At 60.5% G+C, this 25,973-nt stretch carries 20 protein-coding genes and 2 pseudogenes; 6 read left to right on the top strand and 16 right to left on the bottom strand.

Features of this window, described 5'->3' with window-relative positions:
- The first annotated feature begins 359 nt into the window (after nucleotides 1-359).
- A complete protein-coding gene (thrS, locus tag B0G82_RS25720) occupies nucleotides 360-1,574 on the top strand; it encodes a threonine--tRNA ligase (RefSeq protein WP_121310845.1) in 1,215 nt (404 codons plus the stop codon).
- A 136-nt stretch (nucleotides 1,575-1,710) separates the two neighbouring features.
- Here thrS and B0G82_RS40630 read toward each other — a convergent pair.
- From B0G82_RS40630 to B0G82_RS25680, 8 genes and pseudogenes are all read right to left on the bottom strand, one after another.
- A pseudogene (locus B0G82_RS40630) lies at nucleotides 1,711-1,932 on the bottom strand (Asp/Glu/hydantoin racemase); the annotation flags it as partial.
- A 24-nt stretch (nucleotides 1,933-1,956) separates the two neighbouring features.
- Complete coding sequence (locus B0G82_RS25710; protein WP_121309479.1) at nucleotides 1,957-3,342, bottom strand: amidohydrolase family protein; 1,386 nt, start codon at nucleotides 3,340-3,342, stop codon at nucleotides 1,957-1,959.
- A 74-nt stretch (nucleotides 3,343-3,416) separates the two neighbouring features.
- Nucleotides 3,417-4,757, bottom strand: coding sequence for a nucleobase:cation symporter-2 family protein (locus B0G82_RS25705; RefSeq protein ID WP_116146476.1), 1,341 nt, complete (start codon nucleotides 4,755-4,757; stop codon nucleotides 3,417-3,419).
- An 89-nt stretch (nucleotides 4,758-4,846) separates the two neighbouring features.
- Entirely contained in the window at nucleotides 4,847-5,941 is a 1,095-nt protein-coding gene (locus B0G82_RS25700) for a GTP-binding protein (RefSeq protein ID WP_121309478.1), read from the bottom strand.
- 58 nt (nucleotides 5,942-5,999) lie between these two features.
- Nucleotides 6,000-6,572 (bottom strand): UbiX family flavin prenyltransferase, encoded by a 573-nt coding sequence (locus B0G82_RS25695; protein ID WP_121309477.1) that lies wholly within the window; start codon nucleotides 6,570-6,572, stop codon nucleotides 6,000-6,002.
- On the bottom strand, nucleotides 6,569-7,963 hold the full coding sequence (locus B0G82_RS25690) for a UbiD family decarboxylase (RefSeq protein WP_121309476.1): 1,395 nt from the start codon (nucleotides 7,961-7,963) through the stop codon (nucleotides 6,569-6,571). Before B0G82_RS25690 ends, B0G82_RS25695 begins: the two co-directional genes overlap by 4 nt.
- A gap of 79 nt (nucleotides 7,964-8,042) precedes the next feature.
- Nucleotides 8,043-8,969 (bottom strand): amidohydrolase family protein, encoded by a 927-nt coding sequence (locus B0G82_RS25685; protein WP_012428924.1) that lies wholly within the window; start codon nucleotides 8,967-8,969, stop codon nucleotides 8,043-8,045.
- A complete protein-coding gene (locus tag B0G82_RS25680; protein ID WP_116146470.1) occupies nucleotides 8,969-9,925 on the bottom strand; it encodes an amidohydrolase family protein in 957 nt (318 codons plus the stop codon). The genes B0G82_RS25685 and B0G82_RS25680 overlap by 1 nt, the downstream gene beginning before the upstream one ends.
- Before the next feature lie 241 nt (nucleotides 9,926-10,166).
- On the opposite strand from B0G82_RS25680, the gene B0G82_RS25675 reads away from it, so the two are divergent.
- Nucleotides 10,167-11,054: a LysR substrate-binding domain-containing protein gene (locus tag B0G82_RS25675; protein ID WP_116146468.1), complete on the top strand. Its 888-nt coding sequence runs from the start codon at nucleotides 10,167-10,169 to the stop codon at nucleotides 11,052-11,054.
- On the opposite strand, the gene B0G82_RS25670 is transcribed toward B0G82_RS25675, so the two are convergent.
- Nucleotides 11,051-11,947 (bottom strand): LysR substrate-binding domain-containing protein, encoded by an 897-nt coding sequence (locus tag B0G82_RS25670; RefSeq protein WP_121309475.1) that lies wholly within the window; start codon nucleotides 11,945-11,947, stop codon nucleotides 11,051-11,053. The genes B0G82_RS25675 and B0G82_RS25670 overlap by 4 nt on opposite strands.
- A 155-nt stretch (nucleotides 11,948-12,102) precedes the next feature.
- On the opposite strand from B0G82_RS25670, the gene B0G82_RS25665 reads away from it, so the two are divergent.
- On the top strand, nucleotides 12,103-12,630 hold the full coding sequence (locus B0G82_RS25665; protein WP_121309474.1) for a (2Fe-2S)-binding protein: 528 nt from the start codon (nucleotides 12,103-12,105) through the stop codon (nucleotides 12,628-12,630).
- Nucleotides 12,631-14,889, top strand: a complete 2,259-nt coding sequence (locus tag B0G82_RS25660) for a molybdopterin cofactor-binding domain-containing protein (protein WP_121309473.1) — start codon at nucleotides 12,631-12,633, stop codon at nucleotides 14,887-14,889.
- Between the two features lie 102 nt (nucleotides 14,890-14,991).
- On the opposite strand, the gene B0G82_RS25655 is transcribed toward B0G82_RS25660, so the two are convergent.
- Together B0G82_RS25655 and B0G82_RS25650 are read right to left on the bottom strand one after the other, a co-directional pair.
- Nucleotides 14,992-16,260, bottom strand: a complete 1,269-nt coding sequence (locus tag B0G82_RS25655) for an IS256 family transposase (RefSeq protein WP_206751610.1) — start codon at nucleotides 16,258-16,260, stop codon at nucleotides 14,992-14,994.
- A gap of 195 nt (nucleotides 16,261-16,455) precedes the next feature.
- A complete protein-coding gene (locus B0G82_RS25650) occupies nucleotides 16,456-17,898 on the bottom strand; it encodes a diguanylate cyclase (protein ID WP_121310843.1) in 1,443 nt (480 codons plus the stop codon).
- A gap of 461 nt (nucleotides 17,899-18,359) precedes the next feature.
- Between B0G82_RS25650 and B0G82_RS25645 the strand changes: the two genes are divergently transcribed.
- Both B0G82_RS25645 and chrA read left to right on the top strand, forming a co-directional pair.
- Nucleotides 18,360-19,322: a chromate resistance protein ChrB domain-containing protein gene (locus tag B0G82_RS25645; protein WP_121309472.1), complete on the top strand. Its 963-nt coding sequence runs from the start codon at nucleotides 18,360-18,362 to the stop codon at nucleotides 19,320-19,322.
- A 114-nt stretch (nucleotides 19,323-19,436) separates the two neighbouring features.
- Complete coding sequence (chrA, locus tag B0G82_RS25640) at nucleotides 19,437-20,780, top strand: chromate efflux transporter (RefSeq protein WP_121310841.1); 1,344 nt, start codon at nucleotides 19,437-19,439, stop codon at nucleotides 20,778-20,780.
- A gap of 38 nt (nucleotides 20,781-20,818) precedes the next feature.
- On the opposite strand, the pseudogene B0G82_RS25635 reads toward chrA, so the two are convergent.
- From B0G82_RS25635 to B0G82_RS25615, 5 genes and pseudogenes are all read right to left on the bottom strand, one after another.
- A pseudogene (locus tag B0G82_RS25635) lies at nucleotides 20,819-21,245 on the bottom strand (M24 family metallopeptidase); the annotation flags it as partial.
- A gap of 110 nt (nucleotides 21,246-21,355) precedes the next feature.
- On the bottom strand, nucleotides 21,356-22,189 hold the full coding sequence (locus tag B0G82_RS25630; protein WP_121309471.1) for an AraC family transcriptional regulator: 834 nt from the start codon (nucleotides 22,187-22,189) through the stop codon (nucleotides 21,356-21,358).
- A gap of 85 nt (nucleotides 22,190-22,274) precedes the next feature.
- The gene (locus B0G82_RS25625) at nucleotides 22,275-23,783 is read right to left on the bottom strand and encodes a DHA2 family efflux MFS transporter permease subunit (protein ID WP_121309470.1); all 1,509 of its coding nucleotides are present in this window, start codon (nucleotides 23,781-23,783) and stop codon (nucleotides 22,275-22,277) included.
- 187 nt (nucleotides 23,784-23,970) lie between these two features.
- On the bottom strand, nucleotides 23,971-24,648 hold the full coding sequence (locus B0G82_RS25620) for a glutathione S-transferase (RefSeq protein WP_121309469.1): 678 nt from the start codon (nucleotides 24,646-24,648) through the stop codon (nucleotides 23,971-23,973).
- A 74-nt stretch (nucleotides 24,649-24,722) separates the two neighbouring features.
- Nucleotides 24,723-25,946: a dienelactone hydrolase family protein gene (locus tag B0G82_RS25615; RefSeq protein ID WP_121309468.1), complete on the bottom strand. Its 1,224-nt coding sequence runs from the start codon at nucleotides 25,944-25,946 to the stop codon at nucleotides 24,723-24,725.
- Nucleotides 25,947-25,973 lie beyond the last annotated feature (27 nt).

The following is a 25,973-nucleotide window of genomic DNA, read 5'->3' as shown; positions in this document are numbered from 1 at the left end:
GGCTCGATTGATCGGTTGAGTGGTGCAGACCGAAGTTTCGCGCAGACGCACGGACTTCGGATCAGACATGCATCGTAGCGTTTAACATGCCGTTCTGACCAGAGCGCGACAAGAATGCGATTGACGTCGCGTTACAAAATCGCTTACCGTCGATCCATGGACTTCCACTCGATTCCCTTCGCAGCCGTCACCACCACGACGACCACCTTCACAGGCGGGTCGTCTGGAGGTTGCGCGCACTAGAAGCAGGACGCTGTGGGAACCACCAAAGGCCTCGCCGGAAACGGACGGGGCCTTTGGCGTTTCTGGACCTCCGTTTGCGGCATCCATTCGCGGTAACCGATCAATGGAGCAAGACAGTGAACGATATCGACCATCGTGTACTCGGCAACAAACTCGACCTCTTCCATCAACAGGAAGAAGGCGCCGGCATGGTTTTCTGGCACCCGCGCGGCTGGGAGCTGTATCGCGTGCTCGAAGATTATGTGCGTGCGCGCATGCGTCGCGCGGGGTTTCGCGAGATACGCACGCCGCAACTGCTGGCGCGCTCGCTGTGGGAAAAGAGCGGGCATTGGGAGAAGTTCGGCGCGGCGATGTATTCGTTGGCCGATGCGGAAGAAGGCCGCGCGCTGTGTCTGAAGCCGATGAGTTGTCCCTGTCATGTGCAGGTGTTCAATCAGCGCGTGCGGTCTTATCGCGAGTTGCCGGTGCGGTACAGCGAGTTCGGCGCGTGTCATCGCGATGAGCCGTCGGGTTCGCTTGAAGGACTGAAGCGCACGCGTGCTTTCGTGCAAGACGATGCGCACGTGTTCTGCACGGAGGCTCATATCGAGGCGGAAGTCGGCCGCTTCTGTGCATTGCTGCGTGCGGTCTATGCGGATCTCGGTTTTCCCGGGTTCAAGGTCGCGCTCGCGACGCGGCCGGCTATGCGCGCGGGCGCCGATCAAACGTGGGATCGCGCGGAAGATGCGTTGGCGAACGCGGCGCGTGCGGCTGCGCTTGAATTCGACGTGCTTGAAGGAGAGGGCGCTTTTTATGGGCCGAAACTCGAATTTCATCTGAAGGACAGCCGTGCGCGGAGTTGGCAGTGCGGCACGATCCAGCTCGATTTCGTGCTGCCCGAGCGGCTCGACGCGGAGTTCGTCAACGAGCGCAATGAGCGTGAGCGGCCTGTGATGATTCATCACGCGGTACTCGGCAGTATGGAGCGGTTCATCGCGATGCTGCTCGAACATCACGAGGGATGGTTGCCGGTGTGGCTGGCTCCTGAACAGGTCGTGGTCGCGACGATTAGCGATGCGAATAGCGCTTACGCGCAAGAGGTCATGCAGGCGCTCGATGATGCGGGTTTCAGGGCGGTGCTTGATAGCCGGCCCGAACGGCTGGAGAAGAAGATCTTCGATGCGCGCGAGAAGCAGGTGCCGTTTCTGGTCGTGGTGGGCTCGCGCGATGAGCGGGATCGGACGATCAGTATTCGCCTGCGGGATGGGCGGCAAATGAATTTGTCGTTTGCCGAGGGAGTCGAATATTTGAGGGTGGCGGGGCAGCCACCGGGGATGGCTCCAAAAGTTTAGCGCGACGGGTGCCGGGGGGCGTTTCGAGTCGCGCCCTCCGGCCGGTCGATTCGGCGGCGGGCGGCGCGGCGTCATGCCTTAAAGGCAAGAACTTACCGCACTTCCATAAGCAACCGCCTCCACGCACCAACGGCTCCACGTCCACCCGAGCATCGGCCAACTGGCGCGCGGCCGCCAGAATCCGGCTCACGTCGAACTGTCCGAGCGCCTGCTCGGACAGCGCGATCTCCGTCAACGTGAAGCGGGCAAAATGCGCGCTGACGTGCGGCAGTTCGCTCAGCATTGCCGCCGTCATCGGCTCGAGCGCGGTGTTCGACGACGGTGTCAGAATGCCGAGCCGAATTCGTTTGCTTTGCATCGTAACGCGTCCTTTGCTCTTGCCTTAATCGGCGAGCAATAACTTCACGCCCTCGGCGGCTTCATAACGCAGCGCGTCGAGATCGAGACCGGGAATCACGCCGTTATCCACCACCACGCGACCGTTCACCACGTTATAACGAACGCGCGCCGGCTCGCCGGCCGTCACCGGCGCAACGGCGACATCATGAAAACCGTTGAAGCGCAGATCGCTGACGTCATACAGCACGAAGTCCGCCGCCATGCCTACTTCAAGCGTGCCGACCGCATCGAGTCCGAGCACGCCCGCGCCGCCCGCGCTGCCCCAATGAATCGTCTCTTCCACCGTGGTCGCCGACGCGCCCTGCGCCGCGCGATGCACGAGCCATGCGAAATGCGCTTCGTTGGTCATGCTGCCGGATTCGTTCGACGCCACGCCGTCCACGGCGAGCGACATTGGCACGCCAGCGGCGGCCATCTGCGGCGCGGGCGCGATGCCGCTACCCAAGCGCGCATTGCTGACCGGGCAATGCGAGCATCCACTGCCGGTTTCAGCGAGCATCGCAATCTCGCTCGCTTGCAGATGCACGAGATGCGCGAACCACACATCCGGACCAAGCCACTCGTGATCAGCGACGAACTCGACCGGCAGTTTGTTGAAGCGCTCCTTGCAGAAGTCGACGTAGCGGGTCGTCTCGGACAGATGCGTATGCAACCTCAAACCCATTCGGCGGGCCGCGCGCGCGACTTCAGGCAGTAGTTCGGGCGGCAGGGAAAACGTCGGCGTGGTCGGCGCGACTACGACACGACGCATCGAGGCATCGCCACCGTCGTGATAGCGCGACTTCAAACGTTCGATATCGGCGAGCATCTGATCGAGCGTCTCAGGCTTGAGCGCGACTTTGGAAAACCCCGGATGATCCCCCGCCGCCTGCAATGCGCCGCCCCGGCACAACACGAAGCGCATGCCGAACGACGCCGCTTCGTCGAATAGCAGATCGCCGGTTTCGGTGGTGCCGTCTGCGTGGTAGAGATAGTGATGATCGGCACAGGTCGTCACGCCGGAGAGCAGCAACTCGGCAAGACCCAGGCGAGCGGCAACGCGCGCCAGCTCCGGCGTAAAGCGCGCGAGACGCGGATACGGCACGGCAGCCAGCCATTCCTGCAAATCCGCATTGATACCGGACGGCACGGCCTTCAGCAGATTCTGGAACAGATGATGATGCGTGTTCACCCAGCCCGGATACACCACGCACGAACGCGCGTCGATCACGCGTTCATCGGCACGCGGGTCGAGATTCGGCGCGATGGTTTCGATACGGCCATTGCGAATCCGCAGATCGACCTGGCCGAGCCTTGCGCGCTCGCCGCTCATTCCGCTCATCACCGCGACAGGGTTTTTGATCAGCAACGCTTCAGTTTGCATGCTCACGATTCGATATCCTTTCAGTTACTGCGAAGCGGCTGTCTTTGCAAAGACAGCCGCGCTCGTCATGCAACGTCCGCTTATTCGCGGACCATGTTGTGCGCCGGCACGACGTCCTCTTCATGCGCGCCGTTGAGCACCGCGTTCAGCACGACGGAAACGAGGCACGCCAGCACCACGCCGCTGTGCAGGAACGGTTGCGTCCAGTCGGGCATGTGCTTGAAGACTTGCGGCGCCATCACCGGAATCAACGCGGTGGCGATCGTAAAGCCGACGATCAACACGTTGTAGCGATTGCGCTCGAAGTCAACTTTCGCCAGCGTCTGCACACCGGCCGCGACCACAACGCCGAACATGGCGATACCTGCGCCGCCGAGCGCGGCGGAAGGCGTCGACGCAACCACCGCGCCGATCTTCGGCACCAGCGCCACCACGCACATCAGCACGCCGCTGATCGCCACCACCCAGCGGCTGCGCACGCCGGTCAGAATGACGAGGCCAACGTTCTCCATGAACGCGATGAACGGAAAAGCCGCGAACATGCCGGCAATCGCGCTCGCCAGACCGTTGGCACGCATGCCGCGCACCACGTCCTCCTCGCTCACGTCCTTGTCGACGATGTCGCCGATCGCGACGAACAGGCCCATGGATTCGACCATCTGCACCACCATCACGACGATCATCGTCAACACCGGCACCAGCGAAAACACGGGCGTGCCGAAGTGAAACGGCACCGGCATGGTGAACCACGGTGCTTGCGCCACGCTCGCGAAGTTGCCCATGCCGAGCGAGCACGCCAGAATGCCGCCGGCAATCAAACCGATCAGCACGGACAGATTGCGCAGGAACGCATTGGCAAAACGGTTGATCGCGAGAATCACCAGCGCGACGAACAGCGTGACGCTCAGGAAGGGCAGCGCGCCGAACTGCTGCTGCGCGGCCTCGCCACCACCGGCCCATTGATACGCGACGGGAAACAATTGCAAGCCGATCACGGTCACGATGCAGCCGGTCACCACAGGCGGAAAGAACCTTCGTAAGCGCCCGACCAGCGGTGCGGCGAACATTGTGAACAGACCCGCGCCAATCACCGCGCCGCACACGCCGGCGAAACCGACACCCGGACTCGTGCCGATCGCAATGACCGGTCCGACGCTGCTGAATGCGACGCCCTGCAGAATCGGCAGACGCACACCAAACTTCCAGATGCCGACGGTTTGCAGAATCGTCGAGATGCCCGAGCAAAACAGCGCCGTGCTGATGAGCACGGTGGTGTCGGCCGGCGACATCTTCAGCGCCGACGCGACGATCAGCGGCACCGCGATGGCGCCGATGTAAGCCACTAGCATGTGTTGCAAGCCGAGCGTGATCATCTGGCGCTTCGGCAGAATGCGATCGACGGGGTGTATGGCGGTGTTCATGACGTGTCTCCAAATTGTGGTTATCGATCGGAGCGCGCCGCACGGACCTGGCCGCGCGGCACTACGACGCGCGCCGACCGGATCTCCCGTCAGGCCGCAACCGGCACGGCCAGACAGGCATGGAAGCGGTCGGTCAGTGCGGCGCGATCGAGATCGCGTCCGATGAAAACGATGCGGCACGAGCGCGGCTCACTCCCCCACACTTGCGCCGCGCGCAGTTCGATGACGTTGTGGACGCCTTGCAGCACATAGCGATGCGACTGGCCTTGCACGGCGAGAATGCCCTTCATACGGAACAGGTTCGTGGCATCCGAGTTGCGCAGTTCGGCGAGCCACGTTTGCAGCGCGTCGAGGTCGATATCCGCATCGACTTCGATCCCGACCGAGGAAACGCTTTCGTCGTGCTGGTGATCGGCGTGATCGTCGTCATGATGGGCATGCTCGTGTTCGTGTTCGTGTTCGTGTTCTTCGTGACCGTGCGCGTATTCTTCTTCATGCAGGCCATCGGTCTCGACGAGAATCTGCGAGAACTCGTTTGCACCTACGCCGAGAATCTTGCCGAGGTCGATCTGCGCATAGCTCGACTCGACGATTTCCGCCGTGGCATTGAGTCCGCGAATACGGTGCGTAAGCGAAGCGATATCGTCCGGTCCCACCAGATCGACCTTGTTGATGACGATACGATCCGCGCACACGATCTGATCGACAGCTTGGTTGTCGCTGCCGTCGAGCACCAGATCGTCCAGATGCGCGGCGATATGCTTCGCATCCACCATCGTGACGACGGCATCGAGGGTGACCTGTTTAGCAATGGGATCGTCGAGAAAGAACGTCTGCGCGACGGGATACGGATCGGCGAGCCCGCTGGTTTCGACGATGATGTGATCGAGCCGGTCCGGCCGCTCCACGAGCATGCGCACGATCCTCACCAGATCCTCGCGCACCGCGCCGACGCAGCACACGCAGCCATTCGTCATTTCATAGATCTCTTCGGTCGATTCGAGCACTAGGCCACCGTCGATGCCGATTTCGCCGAATTCGTTTTCAATCACCGCGATCTTGCGGCCATGCTTCTCGCGCAGGATGTAGTTGAGCAGCGTCGTTTTGCCCGCGCCGAGAAAGCCGGTCAGCACCGTGACGGGGATTTTCTCGATTTCGTTGTGAGTGGTGTGAATGTGATTCATGGCTCGTCTCCGTTTCATCGTTCGTACTGCGGTTCGGCTATCAGGCGATATGCGGTGCTTATGCTTGAACTTCTCGCCAGCGTTTGACGGTGCCCGCTTCGAGACCAAACAGATCGAGCACACGGCCAAGCGTGTGATCGATCATCTGGTCGAGTGAAGCGGGGCGCGCATAAAACGCCGGCACGGGCGGCGCGACGATCGCGCCCATTTCGGTTACGGCAATCATGTTGCGCAGATGCGCCAGCGTGTACGGCGTTTCACGCGCGAGCAGCACCAGCGGGCGGCGCTCCTTCAACGTGACGTCGGCGGCGCGTGAGATCAGGCTCGACGACATGCCGCTGGCAATTTCGGCAAGTGTCTTCATCGAACAGGGCGCGACGATCATGCCCAGCGAGCGGAACGAGCCGCTGGAGATGGCCGCGGCCATGTCGTCGCAGCGATAGGTGGCGCTCGCAAGCGCGCTGACGTCGGCGAACTTGTAGTCGGTTTCGTGCGTCATCGTGAGCAGCGCGCTGCGTGAGACGGCCAGATGCGTTTCGATATCGAGCTGACGCAGCAATTGCAGCAGACGCACGCCATACCTAAAGCCGGATGCGCCGCTGATGCCGACTACGAGTCGCCGCGCGCTCATCGCTGTACTCCGGCGGCGCGGGCCAAAATGTCGACGGCCTGGTGCGAAGCGCGTTCGCTGATCCGTGCGCGTGTGCCGTCGAAATGCGAGCCGCGCGTCGCGTCGATGCCCATACGCGACGTGGTGCCCGCCGCGGACGACGAAGGATCGAGCGGACTGCCCGGCAAACCATCGACGATAAACACGTCCTGGTGCGGCTGAAAATGCGTGGCGATCGCCCACAGCACCTGCGAGTCGTTAGTGATGTCGATGTCGCTATCCACGGCAACGACGTTCTTCAGATAGGGATCCCAGCCGAGCAGCGCGAGCATGATCTGGCGTGCTTCGCCGTCGCGCGTCTGATTTAGCGCGACATAGCAGTGGAAATGCGTGCCGGAGTTGGGGTAGTGCAACGCTGTGACGGACGGAAAGCGCGCCTTTAGCTTCTCGCTCATCTCCGCTTCGCGCGGTAAGCGGGCTAAAGTCAAATGTTCCGCGTAAGGACCGCCGACTACATCGACGAGCCACGCATCGTTACGGCGCATCATCGTGTCGACGCGCAGCACGTTGTTCGTCGAGCGGTCCGATGAATAGCCGGTGAATTCACCGAACGGGCCTTCTTCGGCGTGAGCTGAAGGATCGATCGTGCCTTCGAGCACGAACTCGGCGGAGGCAGGCACGCCGATGCCGTAGCGCGGCGTGCGCACCAGTTCCAGTGGCGCACCGAACAGACCGCCTGCGATTGCGCGTTCGTCGGTGCCGAACGGCACGCGTGCGGCGGCGGCCAGCATGAACAGCGGATGCGCGCCGATCACCATCGCGACTTTCAACGTGTCGCCGCGTGCCTGGGCGGTTTGCAGCATGCGCCAGAGGTGGCCGCGCGAATGCAGGCTGGTGGCCAAAGCGTTTTTGGCATGACGCATCGAACGGTGATAGCTGAGGTTCGCCACGCCGGTGACCGGATCTTCCGCGACGATCACCGCATTCGTGATGTATGGACCACGGTCGGTATCGAAGTGGCGGATCATCGGCAATTGTGCGAGATCGACGGCGTCGCCTTCGATCACCTGATCCAGTACGGGGCCGTTCGACACGAACACGGGCGCTATAGGCGTATTCGCGCGTTGTTGATATGCGTCGAACAGGCCGGCCGCGTCGACGTCGAACAGACGCCCAATGCGTGTACGCGAAGCAAAGAAATTCGTGACGAGAGGCGTTGCGATCCCGTCGACCTTTTCGCAAACCAGCATGGGATGCTGCCCGCGCGCCGCGAGTTCGGCTACGACCGCCGTAACATCCTGATCGGCGGACAGTGGTTGCGAGAGCGTCAAGACATCATCGGGATAGTGCTCGCGATACGCATGCGCAAAGCGATGAAAATCCTGCGTGGCGCGGAAGAGGTTATCCGCCATAGTGAACTCCGTGTGAGCAGCAGAGGCAGGCGCGGCACGAACCGCGCCTGCTTTCTTTCGAACGATCAATCAGTTAGCGTTAGGCCGGCTGCGTGACGTCATTCACGTAAGTCGCCTTCAAACGTTTTTCCGCTTCGGCGAGATCCTTCGGCGGCTTGGTCGGCTCGATTCCGACGAGACGGGCGATGTTGTTGCCCATATAGTCTTCGAGACCGTCCTCGTCCAGATTCATGCCTTGCGGCGCGGGACCGCACAGCATTTCCAGTTCGCGCAGCCACATTCCCGGTTCGTTCGGCGGCGAATCCGTGCCGAACACGATCTTGTTGCGAGGCAGTTCACGAGCGAATTCGACGATGCGCGACTGATAGCACCAGCCCGATTCGCAATACACGTTCGGCGTATCCATCGCCATCCAGAAGGCTTCGAACGAGTAGTTGCCGCCCGTCTGAATCCCGAAGTGACCGATGATGAAATTCACCATCGGGAATTCGCGGATGATCGGATAGAACTGCGTCGGGATCGTGTACGGTCCGTCGCCGGTGTGAATCAGCACGACCACGCCGAGCTCCGCGCACTTCTTCATGGCCGGACGCAACCAGTCGAGCGCGCGGTCCGGCCGGTAGCCGTGCATGTTCGCGTGCAGTTTGAGCATCTTGAAGCCGTATTCCTTCACGTGGAATTCGAGCTCGGCCGCGCCGTTTTCCGGACCCCAGCGCGGGTTGTACGTGAAGTTGCCGATAAAGCGATCCGGGTACTTCTGCGTCAATTCGGCGATATACGACATGTAGTCACGAATGCCTTCACGACCGCGGCGATTGCCGTCGCGATAGCCGGTGTTGCCCGGCGGCGGCTGAATGAAGCCCATGTCGATCCGGCGCGGCTTGCCGTTGATGATGTACGGGCCGTCCATCATCTTCAGCAGGCGTTCGCCGGTGAACGGCTCGCCGGTATGACGCCACGCTTCGTCGACGAGATTCGTGGGATGCAGATGGGTATCGATGATCATCAGCGGGCTCCTGCGTAGTCGGCTTGGCCCGCGTGTTTCTTCGCGGCGCCGGCGTGGTGTTTCAGATAGGCTTGCGCTTCTTCCACGCTCTTCGGCGGCGCGCTCGGCTCGATGCCGATCATGCGGGCGAGGTTGTTGCCGAGATAGTCCTCGAGCGTGTCTTCGTCGAGATTCAGGCCTTGCGGCGGTTCGTGGCACAACACTTCGAGCAAACGCAACCACATGCCCGGCTCGTTCGGCGGCGTGTCGGAACCGTAGAGAATCTTGTGCGTGGGCAGTACCTTCGCGAATTCGACGATTCGCGATTGCAGGCACCAGCTCGATTCGCAATACACGTTCGGCGTATCGAGCGCCATCTGGTACGGCTCGAAGCAATACACACCGCCCGTCTGCACGCCGAAGTGCGCCATGATGAAATTCACCGACGGGAATTCGCGAATCAGCGGATACCACTCGCTCGGAATGCTGTACGGGCCGTCGCCGGTGTGGAGCTTCACGAGCAGGCCGAGATCCGCGCATTTGCGCAACGCGGGGCGCAACCAGTCGAGCGCGCGGTCGGGACGGTAGGCGTGCATGTTGGCCTGCAACTGCACCATCTTGAAGCCGTGTTCCTTCGCATAGAACTCGATCGCTTCGGCGCCGTTCTCCGGACCGCAACGCGGGTTGTAGACGAAACAGCCGAGCAAACGGTCCGGATACTTCTGAATGCATTCGACCGTGTACGCCATGTAGTCGTCGATCGACTCGCGGCCCGAGCGATCGCCGTCGGTCCACGTATAGATGGTGTTGCCTTGCGGCGGCTGGATGAAGGCCTTGTCGATGCGGCGAGGCTTGCCGTTGATGATGTAGGGGCCGTCCATCACCTCGATCAGACGCTCGCCGGAAAATGGCTCGCCGTCATGGCGCCACGCGAGGTCGACCAGGTTGGTCGGATAACAGCTAGTGTCGATGATCATGTACTCGATCTCCTTGAGAGGAACTGGTGTATCCAGTTGCCGGATCGCGGGCAGGCGCATCGATGGAACCCAGCCCGTTGGGCTTGCCCATGCGGCCCTTTGCAAGACGCTGTTTTTGAGCGCCTTCCCCTCGCCGGCATCGAGTGTCACACTGATGTGCACTGCTGCTTGCGATGCAGTCTCACAAGATAAAAACGCTCTGTACAATATTTTTTAACCACGATCTTGATACGTTTGCGATATGGACATCCGGCTGTTGCGTTACTTCGCGGTGCTTGCCGACGAACTGCATTTCGGCCGGGCAGCCGCGCGGCTGCACATTTCCCAGCCGCCGCTGAGTCAGCAGATTCGCATCCTTGAAGAAGAGATGGGCACCGCGTTGTTCACACGCTCGCAACACCGTGTCGAACTCACCGAGGCAGGGAAAACACTTAAAGAACAGGTGCCGTTGATCTTCGCTCAGTTCGAACGCGCGATCGATCTGACGCGTTGCGCGGGACGTGGCGAAGTAGGAAGTCTCGAGATCGGCATCATCAGTTCGGCGATGGTCGAGCCGATTCCGCGCGCGCTACGGGTATTCGCTGAGAAGCATCCGCAAGTGCGGTGGACGCTGCATGAGATGACACCGGCCGCGCAGATTCTCGCGCTAAAAGAGCGGCGGCTCGATGTGTGTTTCTTTCGCGTTTCGCATGAAGACCCCGAGATTCGCAGCGAGGTGGTGATGCGCGAGTCGGCGGTCGTGGCGTTGCCGTTGGGGCATGCGCTGGCGTCGCGTGGGGAGATTGCATTGCGGGAGTTGGAGGCCGAGCGTTTCGTGTCGTTCGGTTTGCGGCAGTCGCAACTGGCGCGTTTTCTACAGGACTGTTGCGTCGAAGCAGGGTTTACACCTCGCATCGAACAGGAAGTGGTCGAGGTGCATACGCTGTTGTGCCTCGTGCGCGAAGGCTTGGGCGTGGCGCTGCTGCCTTCTTCCGCGCGGCAGTTGTCGACGGGCGGCGTTGCGTTCGTGCCGGTGGCCGCGCCGCGTCCCGAAGTATCGCTGCACGCGCGCTATCGTGCCGAAACGCCTTCACCGGTGCTGTCACTGTTTCTCGATACCGTGCGGGAAGTGGCGGCCAGTACGACCTAACGCGTGCTGTTGGTTTGCGTGACCAGGTTGCGGATCACGTCGATTAACGGCGCCACACGCTCGGCTTTCTCGCGCGGCCACACGGCGTAAAGGTTGTAGTGCGTTGGAATCTCCACATGCGTGAGTTCGACCAGATCGCCGTTGCGTTGCGCGTCGGCGGCGAGCAGGCCGCGCGCCAAACCTGCGCCCACGCCTGCGCTCGCGGCTGCGATCAACCCGGCCGCGTTGTCGAAAACCGCCACTGCGTCGGGCTCGACCTCGGGCAAGCCCGCAGCGGCGAGCCAGGGAATCCACGAGCGCTTCGTATAGCCTAGCAACGGCAAATCCAATAGCTGCTCAGGCGTGAGCGGCACGCTAAGCCCGCGTGTCTGCAAAAGCGAAGGCGAACCCACCGCCGTCAGACGGTCGCCGCAAATCAGCGCGTTTTCGAAGCCGTCCCATTCTCCATACCCGTACCGCAACGCAATATCCACGCGCTCGAACGCGCTGCGATCGTGGCGCGGCGTGGACAACACCGTGAGCGACGTGCCCGTCAGCGCGCCGAGCAAGGTGGGCAAACGCGCCACCAGCCAGCTCTGCGCGAGTTCGGGATCGACGTCGAGCGTAATGGACTGCTTGACCGTCCGCTCTTTTACCGACGACAACGCGCGATCGATCTGCTCGAAGCCATCCGCCAACTGATTCGCGAACAACACGCCCGCATCCGTCAGCACCACGCGGCCGCTTTCGCGTACGAAAAGCGGTTGGCCGACGAACTCTTCGAGCGTGCGGATCTGCTGGCTGATCGCGCTATGCGTGAGCGACAACTGCCGCGCCGCGCTCGAAAAGCTGCCGACGCGCGCGGCCTGCAGAAAGGCTTGCATCGATTGAATGGACGGATAGCGCTTCAACATGGTGTTAGCCGGACTTACAGACGGTGGAAGAAATGGTCGCTGGCGTTGCGCTTAACGGCTTTCAATAATGGCCGCAAGCACGCGGCCCTTGTCACGCATCGACGCATCCACTCATGCATGCGCCGCGCTGCACAATCACATTCAGGAGACAGCGCATGATCGAGATCGTGGTCAACGGCACGCGGCACTCGCTCGACAATGTACCGGAAGACATGCCCCTGTTGTGGGTGTTGCGCGACCGGCTCAAATTGACCGGCACGAAATTCGGCTGCGGCGGCGGCTTTTGCGGCGCGTGTACGGTGCATCTCGAAGGCGAGGCAGTGCGCTCCTGTTTGCTGCCCGCTGTTGCCTTGGCGGGCAAACGCATTACGACGATAGAAGGGTTGTCGAAGGACGGCCGGCATCCGCTGCAACTCGCGTGGATCGCGGAAGATGTGCCGCAATGCGGCTACTGCCAGTCCGGCCAATTGATGCAGGCGGCCGCGTTTCTCAAGGACAAGCCGATCGTCAACGACGAAACCATCACGGCGGCGATGTCGGGCAACATCTGTCGATGCGGCACCTACTCGCGCATTCGCAAGGCGATCAAGCGAGCGGCGTCGGGCGAACCGGCGTTGGCGGCGGTGGATATGCCTGAGTGTGCAGCGGCCTGCTCGTCTAATGTCACGAACGAGGAGGCTTGAATGCGCAACGACAAAGAGGTGTTGACCAGCGGTCATGGCGCTGCGCGTCGGCGGTTTATTAAACAGAGCTCGGCGTTGGTGGCTTCCGGGCTCGCAATCGGCTTTCAGTTGCCCGAAGCGTTCGCTAAGGGCGACGACAAAAGCGGCGATCCCAAACCGCAGGCCGGTGAATTCGAACCGAATGCGTGGGTGCGCGTGCTACCCGACGATACGATCAAACTCGTGGTCCATAAACACGATTCCGGCACGGGGACGCGTACCGCGCTCGCTGCGATGGTCGCGGAAGAACTGGACGTCGATCTGTTTCGCGTCGATGTGATCACGCCGGAGAATCCGTTTTACGGCGACTACGTTCATCCGTTGTGGAAGGTGTTTTCGACGGGCGGGAGTACGAGCGTGTCGTTGGAATATGAGCGCTTGCGACGTGCGGGCGCGACGGCCCGCGCCATGTTGGTTGCTGCTGCAGCGAAACAATGGAATGTGGCGCCGTCGACGTGTTCGACGGAAAACGGCTTCGTGGTCGATAAGGCCAACGGCAAGCGTGCCAACTATGGGTCGCTTGCGCAGGTCGCGGCGCAAATGCCTGCGCCGAAAGACGTTGTTTTGAAAGATCCGTCGCAGTTCAGATACATCGGCAAATTGCGGAATAAGCGCGGCGCTGCGGAGAAGGCGAGGGGCGCGTTTCCATACAGCATCGACGTGTCGTTGCCGGGCATGCTGGTCGCGGTCGTCACGCGTGCGCCGGTGATCGATGCACGCGTGCGTAGCGTGGATGCTAAAGCCGCGCTGGCCGTGCCAGGTGTGCGGCAGGTGTTGCAGATTCCTGGCCGGCCCGACATTCTCGGCGGCAATCAGGCGGGTGTTGCTGTGTTGGCCGATGACTACTGGTCCGCGCATAAGGGGCAGGCGGCGCTGCATGTGGAGTGGGAAGACAGTCCGCTGGAGACTTTCGATAGCAGCACGCTTGCTGCGCGTCAGGCGGCGTGGCTCGATGATCCTGCGGCGCGGGTGGTGCCGACTATTCAGAGTGGAGATTCGAAGACCGCGTTTCCGCACGGGGCGCGGGTGATCGAGGCTGCTTATTCGATGCCTTATAAGGCGCAGTGTCCGCTTGAGCCGATTAACGTTACCGCGTGGGCTAAGAAGGACGGCTCGATTGAGTATTGGGGTGGGCTGCAAGTGCCGTCGACGGTGCAGGAAGCGGCTGAGGTGATCGGCGGTATTCCTGCGAATCGTGTCGTGCTGCATGAGCTTGTTTCAGGCGGCAGCTTTGGGTCGCGTGAGTCGAAGTACTGGCTTTTTGAAGTGACGTGGCTCGCGTTGAAAGTCGGGAAGCCGGTCAAGTTGATGAATAGCCGTGAAGATGAAATGCGGGCGCTTTACTACCACTCGGCGAGTTTTCATCTGGCGAAGGCTGTGCTCGATTCGCGCGGGAATCTGGCGACGTTGCAATTGCGGGCGGTGATGCCTGCTTCGCCGGAACAATGGGAGCCTGGGTACTTCGATCGGCCGGATCGAATGGATTACAGCACCACGGAAGCGATCAGCAAGTATGAGTTTGCTTATGGGGCGCCGCATGTGGATATTGGGTGGGTGCGCCATGAGACGGGGGTGCCGACCGGGTGGTATCGGGCGGTGAGTTATATCCCGAATGTGTTCGCGGTTGAGTCGTTTATGGACGAAGCGGCGCATGCGGGGCATCGGGATCCCGTTGAGTTTCGGCTCGCGCATATGAAGGATCCGAGGCATCAGGCTGTTTTGCGGGAGGCGGCGAAGCGGGCCGGGTGGGGGCAGGCGCTCCCTGCTGGGACTGCTTTGGGCGTGGCGACCAATCAGGCGTATAGCAGTTATGTGGCGGTGGTGGCGCGGGTGGCGCGGAAGGGTGATGGCGTTGTGGTTGAGAAGCTGACTTGCGTGGCGGATTGCGGGTTGGCGGTTTCGCCTGGTGGGGTCGAAGAGCAGCTTTATGGTGGCTTGATGTGGGGACTAGGTCATGCGACTGCGGATCGGGTCGATATTCGGCATGGGCAGGTGGAGCAGAGGAACTTCGATACGTACCGGGTGATGCGGATGAGTGATATGCCGGAGGTCGACGTTTTCATCGTGCAGGGAGACACCTCTAAACCCGGTGGCGTGGGGGAGTTGTCGAGTCCCTCGGTGGCGCCGGCGGTGGGGAATGCGGTTTTCAGGCTGACCGGGATGAGGGTTAGGGAGACGCCATTTGATCTGGTGAAGATGGCCGGGAAAGCGAAGGCTTGAAAACGAGGCCGGTCGGTCACATTGCGATATCCCAAGGGATGATAGCTTGCGTAATGGGATGGACGTGTCAGAAATCTTGTGTGCTGAGGCCGGTTAGAAATCTCAGTTGATGGCGCTGGTGAACCGCTCGCCGAACAGAATGGCGAACTGATTGACTGCTTGCCGCCAGGTGATAGGTGGCATCTTCCAGTCCTTTTCGATGTTGCGCAAGGCCAGGTATAGCAATTTGCTGGCGGCTTCGTCGCTTGGGAAGTGACCGCGGTTCTTGACGATCTTGCGAAGCTGCATGTGCATGCTTTCGATCGCATTTGTCGTGTATATGATTCTGCGTACTTCCGGCGGATAGGCGAAGAACGGAATGACCTGTTCCCATTGGCGCTGCCACATCGCGGCGACCGTTGGGAATTTCTTGCCCCATTCGCTTTGCGAGAAGGCTTGCAGCGCCGCCTCAGCGGCTTCGGCGGTGGCGGCCTGATAGATCGGCTTGAGCGCCGCAGCCAACGGCTTACGGTCCTTCCAGCTCGCCAGATTCAGCGAATTACGGATCAGATGCACGATGCAGGTCTGGATCTGCGCGGCCGGAAACACCGCCTCGATGGCCTCCGGGAACCCACGCAGGCCGTCGACCACCGCAATCAGGATGTCGTGCAAACCGCGATTCTTCAACTCGTTGAAAACCTTCAGCCAGAACTTGGCGCCTTCGGTTTGCTCGATCCACAAACCCAGCACTTCCTTGCGCCCGTCGGCCCGAATGCCCAGCGCGAGGTACACCGCCTTGTTCCTGACCGTGCCTTCGTCGCGGATCTTCAGTCGAAGTGCGTCGAAATACACGATCGGATACATCGCCTCGAGCGGGCGTTGCTGCCACTGTTCGACTTCGGCCAGCACCTCGTCGGTGACGGTCGAAATCAGATCGGGCGACACCTGTAGGCCATATAGCTCCAGCAAATGGCCCTGAATCTCGCGCACGCTCATGCCGCGCGCGTACATGCTGATGACGTGATCGTCAAAGCCCGGCAGCCGGCGCTGATACTTGCCCACCAACTGCGGCTCGAATGTCGCCTGCCGGTCACGCGGAATGTCCAGATTCAGTTCGCCATTGGGCGTGATGACCGTCTTGGGGCTGGTGCCGTTGCGGTGGTTGCCGGACTTGCCTTGCCCGGTCTCGGCTTCCAGATGGTGGCTCAACTCGGCCGCGAGCATGCGCTCGGCCAGCCGTTTCTTGAGCTGGCCGGCCAGACCTGATTCGCCCAGGACCGACTCAGCATCCTTGCCCTGCACCTGGGCAAGCAATTGGTCGATCAACTCATCGGGAAACAGCTTCGGTGCCTTCGGGTTCCTGTTCTTCTTTGTCACGGTTGCTTCGGTCATAGGACGTTATTTCCGTTATCGTCTCATGACCTCGGCACACAGAAAATCTGACAGGCTCAATGGGATCGATACCTTGCTGTCCGCGTGTCGGTCTGAACCGACGCTCGCCGTTCATCCGCCGTGCGGCTGCGGATCGGCGCTTCGCTGTCATTCGCGACGCGGCGTGGCGCGGACAGCCGCAGTCGAGGAGTGCCGTCAACTCTGCGGTTGGTCCTGTGGAACAATATCGCCCGCGGCGACGACGGCATTCCTTCCACTCCTTTTGGCCGCGTACAGCGCCAGATCAGCTGAATTCGTCAATTCATCTAGTGACGATGGAAGTGAGCGTCGACCAGTCGCGCATCCAATACTCACCGTGAAATGTGGAATTGCTTCGAACGGTATTGCCGGAGGGCCACAGTCAACTTCCTGACGGATAGCTTCAGCGATCTTAAGTGCTCCCGCTTTGTCCGTATGAGGCAGCACGACAACAAACTCTTCCCCGCCATATCGCGCAGCAAGATCGCCACGACGACGCACGTGTCGATTGATACATTCCGCGAGGTGTTTCAATGCAATATCACCTTGAGCGTGACCGTGCCTGTCGTTGTATTGTTTGAAGTTATCCGCGTCGACGAACAGCAGCGACAAAGAACCATCGCTGCGCTGCAGTGTTGCCCACTCGTTTTCGAGGGCATGGTCGAGAGCACGGCGGTTCTTGAGCCCCGTAAGCGAGTCGGTTCGCGATAGCTCCTTGAGCAGTACCTGAGCCTTTGCGTGGTCCCGCAATGCAAAAGCAAGGAGCCAGACCACCGCGCAGAACGCAAGGCTGACAGACAACGCGGAGATTCCGACTATCCATGTCAGTCGTTTCCAGGATGCCAGTACGTCAGTTTCCGCCGGCGCGACAACGGCGATAAGCGGCGTTCCGGGAACCCGCTGGAATGTATACAGGCGTACGACTCCGTCCGAGATCGAGGGGGCAGCATAGAACCCGGAATCATGGTTCACCATACGCGGAAACGTCGGTGACTTACCCACGTTGACCAGCCTGGCATTGCTCATTGCGGGATTTCTGGCCACCAGCGTACCGTCCGTGCGGACGATCGCAGTGACACCGTTTGGCCCAACGTCCAGTTTTGCGAGCAGTTGATTGAAGTATTCGACGTCAATGGCAACGATCGCCACTCCGGCGAACGACCCGTCTGGCCGGTTCATTCTTCGCGTCATCGCAATTGACTGCGCACCCGGCCGCGACCTTGCCCGGTAGACGGATGACACATAGAGACCTACATTCGCCGAATTGCGATGTGCAATGAAATAGTCACGGTCGCTGAAATCCCAATTGTGGGCGCGCGAGCAGCAGCCGTCGGTCAGACGGCCCCGATCATCTGTGATCCCCATGCCGGTAACGTACTCGGCAGCGGTTCGATCAAACAGCAATTCGTGACGCAGGTCCGGATCCATTGCCTGGATGGCGGGATTGTTCAGCGACGCTACCAGAGTGCGAAGGGACGTGTCAGACGTATCAATGGTCCGGGCGATGTTGCTGACCAGAACGGCGGTGACGTTTCTGGACATTTCATGAGCATGTTCGACAGTCGTGTCACGAGCGGCCAGAAGCGTGAGCACGCTGATTGCCATTACGGCCACTGCCATCAGGCTGGCTAGAGCACCGACGATCAAGGGGTGTCGGCCCGCGAGAACAGCCAGTTTTCCGGTGGTGATAGAAAAAGACACGCTAATGTTGTCGTGAGAACACTCGGTCCATACGTCGTCGTCGCGCAGTCGTGGCGAGATATCGACTTGGTGCAGCGGGTCCAGCGGCAAAGGATTGCCCGAGTGTCGTGGCTAGCCGATGACCGGGTTTACGGCAGAGGCAGTAAAAAGTAGAGGCTACTGCACTTCTGCAGGACAATTTTACCGCACCCGCTGACGGCAAAAATGGCCAGGAGCGCAACTGGAGCACTGCGCCCGCGCAGGCTTGGCCGTCACTGGATTTGGCTCGAAAGACGAGCTATCGGCCGGTTCCAAAGGCGCTACCACCGAGCGCCAAACGCTATTACGACAGAATTAAAATATATTTGTATCGATATCAACAAGCATGTAGATTGCGTTACATGAATGAATTCACCGACTGGCTACTTCTCGTGCTGTCGCTGCCGACAGACAGCGCGACGGCGCGCATGCGGTACTGGCGCGCGCTGAAGGCAAAAGGCTGTGCGGTCTTGCGCGATGGCGCGTATCTGCTCCCTGCCTCGGGAGAGGCTGGGATGGCTGAAATGTGTGACGGCATCCGACAGGCGGGCGGGGCCGCCTATTTGATGTGGTTTACAAGCCGCGATGCGTCCCAGGAACAGCAATTTCGGACCCTATTCGACCGCGCAGACGACTACGCGAATTTTCAGCGGTCTGTGGAGGATGCCCGGAAAACGCTTGCCAGCATCAGCCTCGCCGAGGCTTCCAGGCTCGTGCGCAAGATACGTAAGGAATTTGAAGCGATTGCCGCAGTTGACTTCTTCCCGAACGACTCATTGGTTCGAGCGCAGTCCGCCTGCCACGACTTTCTCGAAGCTGCGGAAGCCGTGTTGTCTCCAGGTGAGCCACACGAGAGCGAAGGAGCCATTCGCCCCCTGAATCATGACAAGTTTCAGGGGCGCGTTTGGGCGACCCGTCAACATCTTTGGGTTGATCGGGTGGCCAGCGCGTGGCTCATCAAACGTTTTGTTGATAGCAACGCCCGGTTCCTGTGGCTTGCTTTCCCGGGTGACTGTCCTGAGGACGCTGTGGGGTTCGACTTCGATGGCGCGAGCTTCTCGCACATCGACGGCCGCGTGACCTTTGAAGTGCTCGCTGCCAGTTTTGGCGTCGATAGCGAGCCTGGGATGATGGGACTCGCGAACATGGTTCATGCGCTCGATATCGGTGGCCTCGTCGTACCGGAGGCCGCCGGCTTCGAGGCAGTCATGACAGGTGCACGAGAACGCGGTCTGGGTGATGACGACCTCGTTAGCGAAATGGGTCGTGTGCTGGACTCTTTGCTCGCACATTTCGCCGCAACTGAAAAGAGTACGGCTAGATAACGTAGCGGTCGTCCCGACCGCGCCATTGCTCTATTCAATCCAGTCGCACGCCGCAGTCAACAAGTCGAGGCGAAGCCAAAAATGAAACACAGTCAGTTAGAGCATGAGGATGACATGGCTACTACTCGAGAGGCGCCGCCCGAGTCAGTCAGCTTCCGGCAGGCGTTCTGGTATTGGCTTCGCCTTGGTTTCATCAGTTTTGGCGGACCTGCAGGGCAGATTGCCATCATGCATCAGGACCTGGTCGAGCGGAAACGCTGGATTTCCGAAAAGCGGTTTTTGCATGCTTTGAACTACTGCATGATTTTACCTGGCCCCGAGGCACAGCAACTCGCCACGTACATCGGTTGGTTGATGCACCGGACATGGGGCGGCATCATTGCCGGGGGCCTCTTCGTACTGCCGTCCCTCTTCATCCTGATAGCGCTTTCATGGATCTACACGGCATTCGGCAGCGTGCCTGCAGTGGCTGGTGTGTTATACGGCATCAAGCCGGCTGTTACCGCCATTGTCGTGTTCGCGGCTTACCGCATTGGCTCTCGCGCCTTGAAGAACGCCTGGCTATGGGCAATTGCAGCGGCCGCGTTCCTCGCTATTTTCGTATTGAATTTGCCATTTCCCGTCATCGTCCTGGTCGCGGGCATCATCGGTTACTTTGGCGGTAAGTATGCCCCGACCAGGTTCGCTGTTGGCGGAGGCCACAAAGCCGGTGACACCGCCTTTGGCCGCGCAATCCTCGACGACGACACACCGACGCCGAAACACGCGCTCTTCACGTGGAAGCGGTTTGTTGTCGTGTTTTCCGTCTTCGTTCTTATCTGGCTCGTCGTCATCGGCACGCTAACCGCCTTGTATGGCTGGACCGGAACGTTCACGCAAATGGCGTGGTTTTTCACTAAAGCTGCGTTGCTGACGTTTGGTGGCGCATATGCCGTTCTTCCTTACGTCTATCAGGGGGCGGTCGACAACTATCACTGGCTGACCAGTCTTCAGATGATAGATGGCCTCGCCCTGGGGGAGACGACGCCGGGACCGCTCATCATGGTCGTCTCCTTTGTGGGATTCGTCGGCGGCTGGACCAAGGTCGTGTTCGGCCCGGACGCCGCACTCGCATCAGCAATCGTCGCCTCTGTCGTCGTGACGTTCTTTACTTTCCTTCCGTCCTTCTTGTTCATTCTGCTCGGCGGCCCATTCATCGAGACGACTCACGGCAATCTGAAATTCACAGCGCCGCTAACTGGCATAACCGCAGCTGTAGTCGGTGTGATCGTGAACCTCGCCGTGTTCTTTGCCCTTCACGTGCTATGGCCGCATGGGCTGCACGGCGGCTTCGACTGGCCATCGCTGGTGATCGGCTTGAGCGCGGGCGTAGCGTTGTTCCGATTCAAGGTCGGCGTGATATCAGTCATTTTGACTTGCGGCCTTGTGGGTCTCGCGTTGCGCTTGTTTCTGTTTTAGGGAATGCGAACCCAATGCGGCTCACGGCCCTCAAGCCATCAGTTGGGCACCCTTTCTCCAGATCCTGGCGTTAAGACCTGTACGCCCTTTTTGGTCACGGCACGGTGTGTTCAAACTGCGCCGACAGTTGCCCATCGCGCGTGACCACGGTCCAGCCGTCTTCTTCGGTTCGAACAGAACGTTGCCCCTGGTTGATCATGGGTTCGATGGTAAACACCAAGCCTTCCTGCAACAACAGACCCGTCTGCGGCTTTCCCCAATGCCATGTCCGCAATATTCCCGAACGACCGAATAGCCATTTCTGCGAGCGTGCCGCTCGATAGCATGACCCACATCGCCAAGTCTGGCGCCGGGGCGAACGGCCTTGATCCCTTTGCACATCGCTTCGTAGGTCACTTGCACGAGCCGTTTTGCCAGGGGAGACACCTCTCCTACAAGATAGGTATTACTGGAGTCCGCGATGTATATGAGCGGACGCATCGGTCGCATCGCGCTCATCCTTCAGCCGATAGCGCGCTTACCGACGACCCACCCGCCACATGCATCTGCATCGCCGGGACGAGCGGGCGGGTTCCTCAGCTCTTCAACGGCAGCCAGATCTCAAGCCCGCCCATCCCGCTGACGGGATCGAACTTCTCGTCATAGCGCTCAAAATTCGGCGCATCGGCAGGAATATGTCCCGATGCCGGCAGCCATTGATTCCAGATCGTATTCCAGGTGCGCCGGATAGTCGAAACATGCTCGCGATGGCTGAACACCGCATACCGCTGCGGCGAAATACGCAAGCGGCTCAGACCGGCGGGCAATGCGGAGAAGTCGCTGACTTCGACGCCGCACAGATAGTCGATGTTGCCGCTGTCGTCCGCGTTATAGCAAACGCCATACGCCACATTGCCGACTTGCCCCGGCACCTTGCCGAAGTAGTCGCCGAAACGCTGCCACTGCGACGGAATCGCGGCACAGGTTTCGCTGGTGTAACGCTCGCTCAGGCCCGCGACGAGAAATGCTTTGCCGTCTTCAAAGCGCGGTGGTTCGAGATGGGTAAGCAGGGTTTCGTCCATTTTGATCGGCTCCACGAGGGCGAGATTGTCGAGATGGCCACGCGCGCGCAGCGCGTCGGGCGTGAGCCCGAATTGATCGCGAAACGCACGCGTGAATGCCTCGTGAGAGCCGTAGCCAGCGTCGATGGCGACCGCGAGGATATCCGGTGCGCCGCTCGCCAGCCGACGCGCCGCTTCGCTCAAGCGACGCCCGCGCACGTAGCGCATCACCGAAAACCCCGTGGCCGCTTCGAAGGCGCGCGCCAGGTGAAAACGCGATACGCATCCGCAGTTAGCGATGTCGTCCAGCGTCAACTCGTGGGCAAAGTGGCTTTCGATAAACCACAGCGCTTTTCCAACCGGGTTCATATGGCTCTCATGTCAGCATGGAACCAGCATAGCGAGCGCCAATGCGGGGTGTTTGATCGGGATTGCGGTTTTGCGGAAACGCGTTTTAACAGTTTTCGGTCGCGGCTTTGTTGCCGGTGGCGGTGGAACGTTCGTCCGCGGCCGTCGCGTGGCGACCGTGAGCGTCTTCGTGAGCACCCGCACTACCCGCGTGCCCGGTCCGCAACAACAAGCCACCCAGAATCCCCGCCACCGCCGCAAAAATCGCCCCAAACAAAAACGCAACGTGATACCCGCTATTCAGCGCCGCCACGGCATTGCCAGATGACGCCTGCATCGCCTCACTCCGCGCCGCGGCCAGACTCGCCAGCACCGCGAGCCCGAGCGCGCCACCCATCATGAACGATGTATTGACGATACCCGACGCGAGCCCCGAATCGCCAGGATCAACATCGCTCATAGCCGCGAGCAGCATCGGATTAAAGGCAATTCCCGCGCCGAAGCCGAGCAGAATCATCCCCGGCATGACATCGAGCACAAAACTGCCGCCAGCTGGCGCGCGAGCAAACAACGCAAGACCGCAAGCCGCGACCAGCAGACCCACGGCCAGCGGAACACGCAGCCCAAAGCGCATTACCACCCGCGCCGATAGCCCGAGCGAAAAGAACCCCATGATCAAATTAGCCGGCAGGAACGCAAGCCCGACCTGCAACGGCCGATACCCGAGCACACGCTGCAAATACAGCGCGGAGATAAAGAACCACGCAAACATTGCAGCAGCCCACAACACGCCGACTACATTCGCCGTCGCCACATTGCGCAAGCGAAACAAACCGAGCGGCATCAACGGATGTTGCACACGCGATTCGATCACGAGAAACACAATGAGCAGAGCCACCGCGGCAAACAGCAAGCTGAGCGTCTGTGCCGAAGTCCAGCCAGCTTCATTGCCGTTCACAACAGCGTAGACAGCGAGCATCAGCGAAACGGTGACGGACACCGCGCCGGCCACATCGAGCCGCTCGCCGTGCGCATGACCGCGCGCGGACGGCAACAGTGCGACACAGAGCGCGTACACGGCGATACCAATGGGCAGATTGACGAGAAAGATCCAGTGCCAGCTCAGCAAATTGGTAAGCAACCCACCGAGCAACACGCCGATACTGCCGCCACCAGCACACACGAACCCATACACACCCATGGCTTTCGCGCGTTCGCCGGGTTCGGTGAACAGATTCATGATGAGCGACAGCGAGACCGCCGAAACAATGGCGCCTGCTACGCCTTGAACCGCACGCGCACACACCAGCAGTCCTTGCGAATTGGAAATCCCGCAAGCAAGCGATGCCAGCGTAAACAACGTGATACCGATAAGAAACAGCTTGCGATGCCCATACAGGTCGCCGAGCCGCCCGCCTAGCAGCAGACAACCACCGAAGGTCAGCATGTACGCATTCACCACCCACACGAGCGACGTCTCGGTAAACCCAAGATCCGCAGCTATGGACGGGAGCGCGACGTTCACGATCGTCGTATCGAGCACGATCATGAGCACGCCGAGGCACAGCACGACCAGTGCGAGCCAGCGCTTGTTACCGTGGATGGAATGGGTCATGCGGGCGACTCCTTGGGCATGGTCGATTGGATGCCGAACATGCCGCGGCTGACACAGTTGCCACGCCAGAAAACCCGGGGCAGTCCAGACCAGCCTTTTTTGGCAAGTCGTTGACGACAATGCGATTTGCCAGTCTAGCACCCGTCAATTTCGGCTCACAACTACGAGTTCCAGGTCGGCGCAACCCTCAATCGCCGCCAAGCAATTCGTACTTGCCGCCACGCTCGAGCGCGCGCTGATATGCCGGCCTTGCATGAATGCGCTTGAGGAAATCGACCACTGCCGGAATCTGGCCTTCCATGCCGCCGCGCGCCGTGCCGGCTTCGAGCGGGAAACTCATCTGCACGTCCGCCGCCGTGAAGTCGTTGCCGACGAACCAACCGGTCTTGCTCAACTCCTGGTTGATATAACCGAGGTGCAGCTTCAACTGCGGATCGATGAAACTCGATTGCAGCGTGCGGGCGATCTTGCGCGCAATCGGCTTCGCGAAAAACGGCATCGGCGCGCTGGCAATCCGCAGCGCCACGAGCTTGAGCAGCAGCGGCGGCATTGCCGAACCTTCCGCGTAATGCAGCCAGTACGTGTAGCGTAGCCGCTCCGGTGTACCCGGCGCCGGCGCAAATCGTCCCTGCCCGTATTTGTCGATCAGATATTCGATGATGGCGCCCGATTCGGCGATCGTCTGGCCGTCGTCGGTAATCACCGGCGATTTGCCGAGCGGATGCACCGCGCGCAACTCGGGCGGCGCGAGCATCGTCTTCGGATCGCGCTGGTAACGCTTGATCTCGTACGGCACGCCGAGTTCTTCGAGCAGCCACAGCACACGCTGCGAGCGGGAGTTGTTCAGATGATGGACGATCAGCATGGGTCGAGTGACGGTGGCGAGTTGAGTGTCACATCATAAGGATGTTGCGCAGAGGCGGGCCTCTAGTCGCACCCTCACACGCGTGATTTGCCGCCCATCAACTGGTTCGACGGCAGCGTCTCGTCGAGTAGCTTGCGCGCGCTCTCGATGCCGGCCACCGGTAATCCCTCGGGATTCAGCAAGCCCACCTGCACAAGCACGGAAGCCTGATCCCAATAGATGTGCTCGTTAAAGAGCTTGTCGCCTCGGAAACAAACGACGGCGAGCATGGGTACCTCGAAATACTTACCGGTCGGCGCAACGCCGGGCAGCAACCAGTCGATTTCGCAGCTATGCGTACAGCTAAAAATGAATTCATCGACGATGCGATCCGCGCCGATGGTGCGTGAAATCGGAATCAGCTTCGTATCGACGGGATTCGAGTTGACGAAGTGATGCGTATAGAAACGCTTCAGGTTGTCGTGACCCACGCCGCCGGTCATGGTCGGAACGTGATTGACGTAGGGTTGCGCGACCATGGTCGGCATGACGGCGTCCACGTCGCGCGTGGCGAACTCGTAATAGCAATGCGCTTCCCACAGCGCGTTGAGATCGTAGACCGGGCCGAGCACCTTGCGCAGCAGCGCGAGCGTGCGCGAATACGCCATCATCGCGGCGGGTTTGTCGTATTGCGGGCGCGACGGCGCGGCGAACGCGTGATCGCAACCCGGGTACACGTATTGCTCAATTTGCGGCCGCGTACGCAATGCGGCGCTGATTCGTTCGCGGGTTTCCGCCGGACAGTGCGAGTCGTTTTCAGGGAAGTGAAACACCATCGGGCAGCGAATTGCGGGCACTTTATCCAGATGCGCTTCGAGGCCGACGCCGTAGTAGCTGACCGCGCAATCGACATCGGTGCGCGCTGCACTGAGGAACGCGAGCTTGCCGCCGAGGCAGTAGCCCACCGCACCGACTTTGCCGGCCTGTTCAGGCATGGCGCGCAATGCAGCGACGGTGGCGGCGATATCGTCGATGGCCAGATCCGTGTCGAATTGCCCGAGATAGTCGAGCGCCTGTTTCATGTCGGCTTCGCCATAACCGAGCACGATGCCCGGTTTGATCCGCCAGAACAGATCGGGCACCAGCACCACATAACCTTCTTCAGCGAAGCGGTCGGCCATCGCCTTCATGGTGTCGTTGATGCCGAAAATTTCCTGCAGGAGCACGAGTCCCGGGCCCGACCCTTGCGCGGGGCGCGCGACGTAGGCATTGAAACGGCCGCCATCCTGGGCGACGACTTCGATGAAAGAGGCGGCCATGCGGTGTGTCTCCATGCAGATAGTTTG

Origin of the sequence: Paraburkholderia sp. BL17N1, assembly GCF_003634175.1 — a bacterium.
Lineage (GTDB): Bacteria > Pseudomonadota > Gammaproteobacteria > Burkholderiales > Burkholderiaceae > Paraburkholderia.
The sequence above is the reverse complement of the archived record's forward strand: the minus strand, read 5'-3'. Positions and strand labels throughout refer to the sequence as shown.

Bases quoted from the DNA above. Each gene is read 5' to 3' on its own strand.
- B0G82_RS25705 (WP_116146476.1), bottom strand. From the start codon at position 4,757: ATGAACACCGCCATACACCCCGTCGATCGCATTCTGCCGAAGCGCCAG.
- B0G82_RS25700 (WP_121309478.1), bottom strand. From the start codon at position 5,941: ATGAATCACATTCACACCACTCACAACGAAATCGAGAAAATCCCCGTC.
- B0G82_RS25695 (WP_121309477.1), bottom strand. From the start codon at position 6,572: ATGAGCGCGCGGCGACTCGTAGTCGGCATCAGCGGCGCATCCGGCTTT.
- B0G82_RS25690 (WP_121309476.1), bottom strand. From the start codon at position 7,963: ATGGCGGATAACCTCTTCCGCGCCACGCAGGATTTTCATCGCTTTGCG.
- B0G82_RS25685 (WP_012428924.1), bottom strand. From the start codon at position 8,969: ATGATCATCGATACCCATCTGCATCCCACGAATCTCGTCGACGAAGCG.
- B0G82_RS25680 (WP_116146470.1), bottom strand. From the start codon at position 9,925: ATGATCATCGACACTAGCTGTTATCCGACCAACCTGGTCGACCTCGCG.
- B0G82_RS25675 (WP_116146468.1), top strand. From the start codon at position 10,167: ATGGACATCCGGCTGTTGCGTTACTTCGCGGTGCTTGCCGACGAACTG.
- B0G82_RS25670 (WP_121309475.1), bottom strand. From the start codon at position 11,947: ATGTTGAAGCGCTATCCGTCCATTCAATCGATGCAAGCCTTTCTGCAG.
- B0G82_RS25665 (WP_121309474.1), top strand. From the start codon at position 12,103: ATGATCGAGATCGTGGTCAACGGCACGCGGCACTCGCTCGACAATGTA.
- B0G82_RS25660 (WP_121309473.1), top strand. From the start codon at position 12,631: ATGCGCAACGACAAAGAGGTGTTGACCAGCGGTCATGGCGCTGCGCGT.
- B0G82_RS25655 (WP_206751610.1), bottom strand. From the start codon at position 16,260: ATGACCGAAGCAACCGTGACAAAGAAGAACAGGAACCCGAAGGCACCG.
- B0G82_RS25650 (WP_121310843.1), bottom strand. From the start codon at position 17,898: ATGGCAGTGGCCGTAATGGCAATCAGCGTGCTCACGCTTCTGGCCGCT.
- B0G82_RS25645 (WP_121309472.1), top strand. From the start codon at position 18,360: ATGAATGAATTCACCGACTGGCTACTTCTCGTGCTGTCGCTGCCGACA.
- chrA (WP_121310841.1), top strand. From the start codon at position 19,437: ATGGCTACTACTCGAGAGGCGCCGCCCGAGTCAGTCAGCTTCCGGCAG.
- B0G82_RS25630 (WP_121309471.1), bottom strand. From the start codon at position 22,189: ATGAACCCGGTTGGAAAAGCGCTGTGGTTTATCGAAAGCCACTTTGCC.
- B0G82_RS25625 (WP_121309470.1), bottom strand. From the start codon at position 23,783: ATGACCCATTCCATCCACGGTAACAAGCGCTGGCTCGCACTGGTCGTG.
- B0G82_RS25620 (WP_121309469.1), bottom strand. From the start codon at position 24,648: ATGCTGATCGTCCATCATCTGAACAACTCCCGCTCGCAGCGTGTGCTG.
- B0G82_RS25615 (WP_121309468.1), bottom strand. From the start codon at position 25,946: ATGGCCGCCTCTTTCATCGAAGTCGTCGCCCAGGATGGCGGCCGTTTC.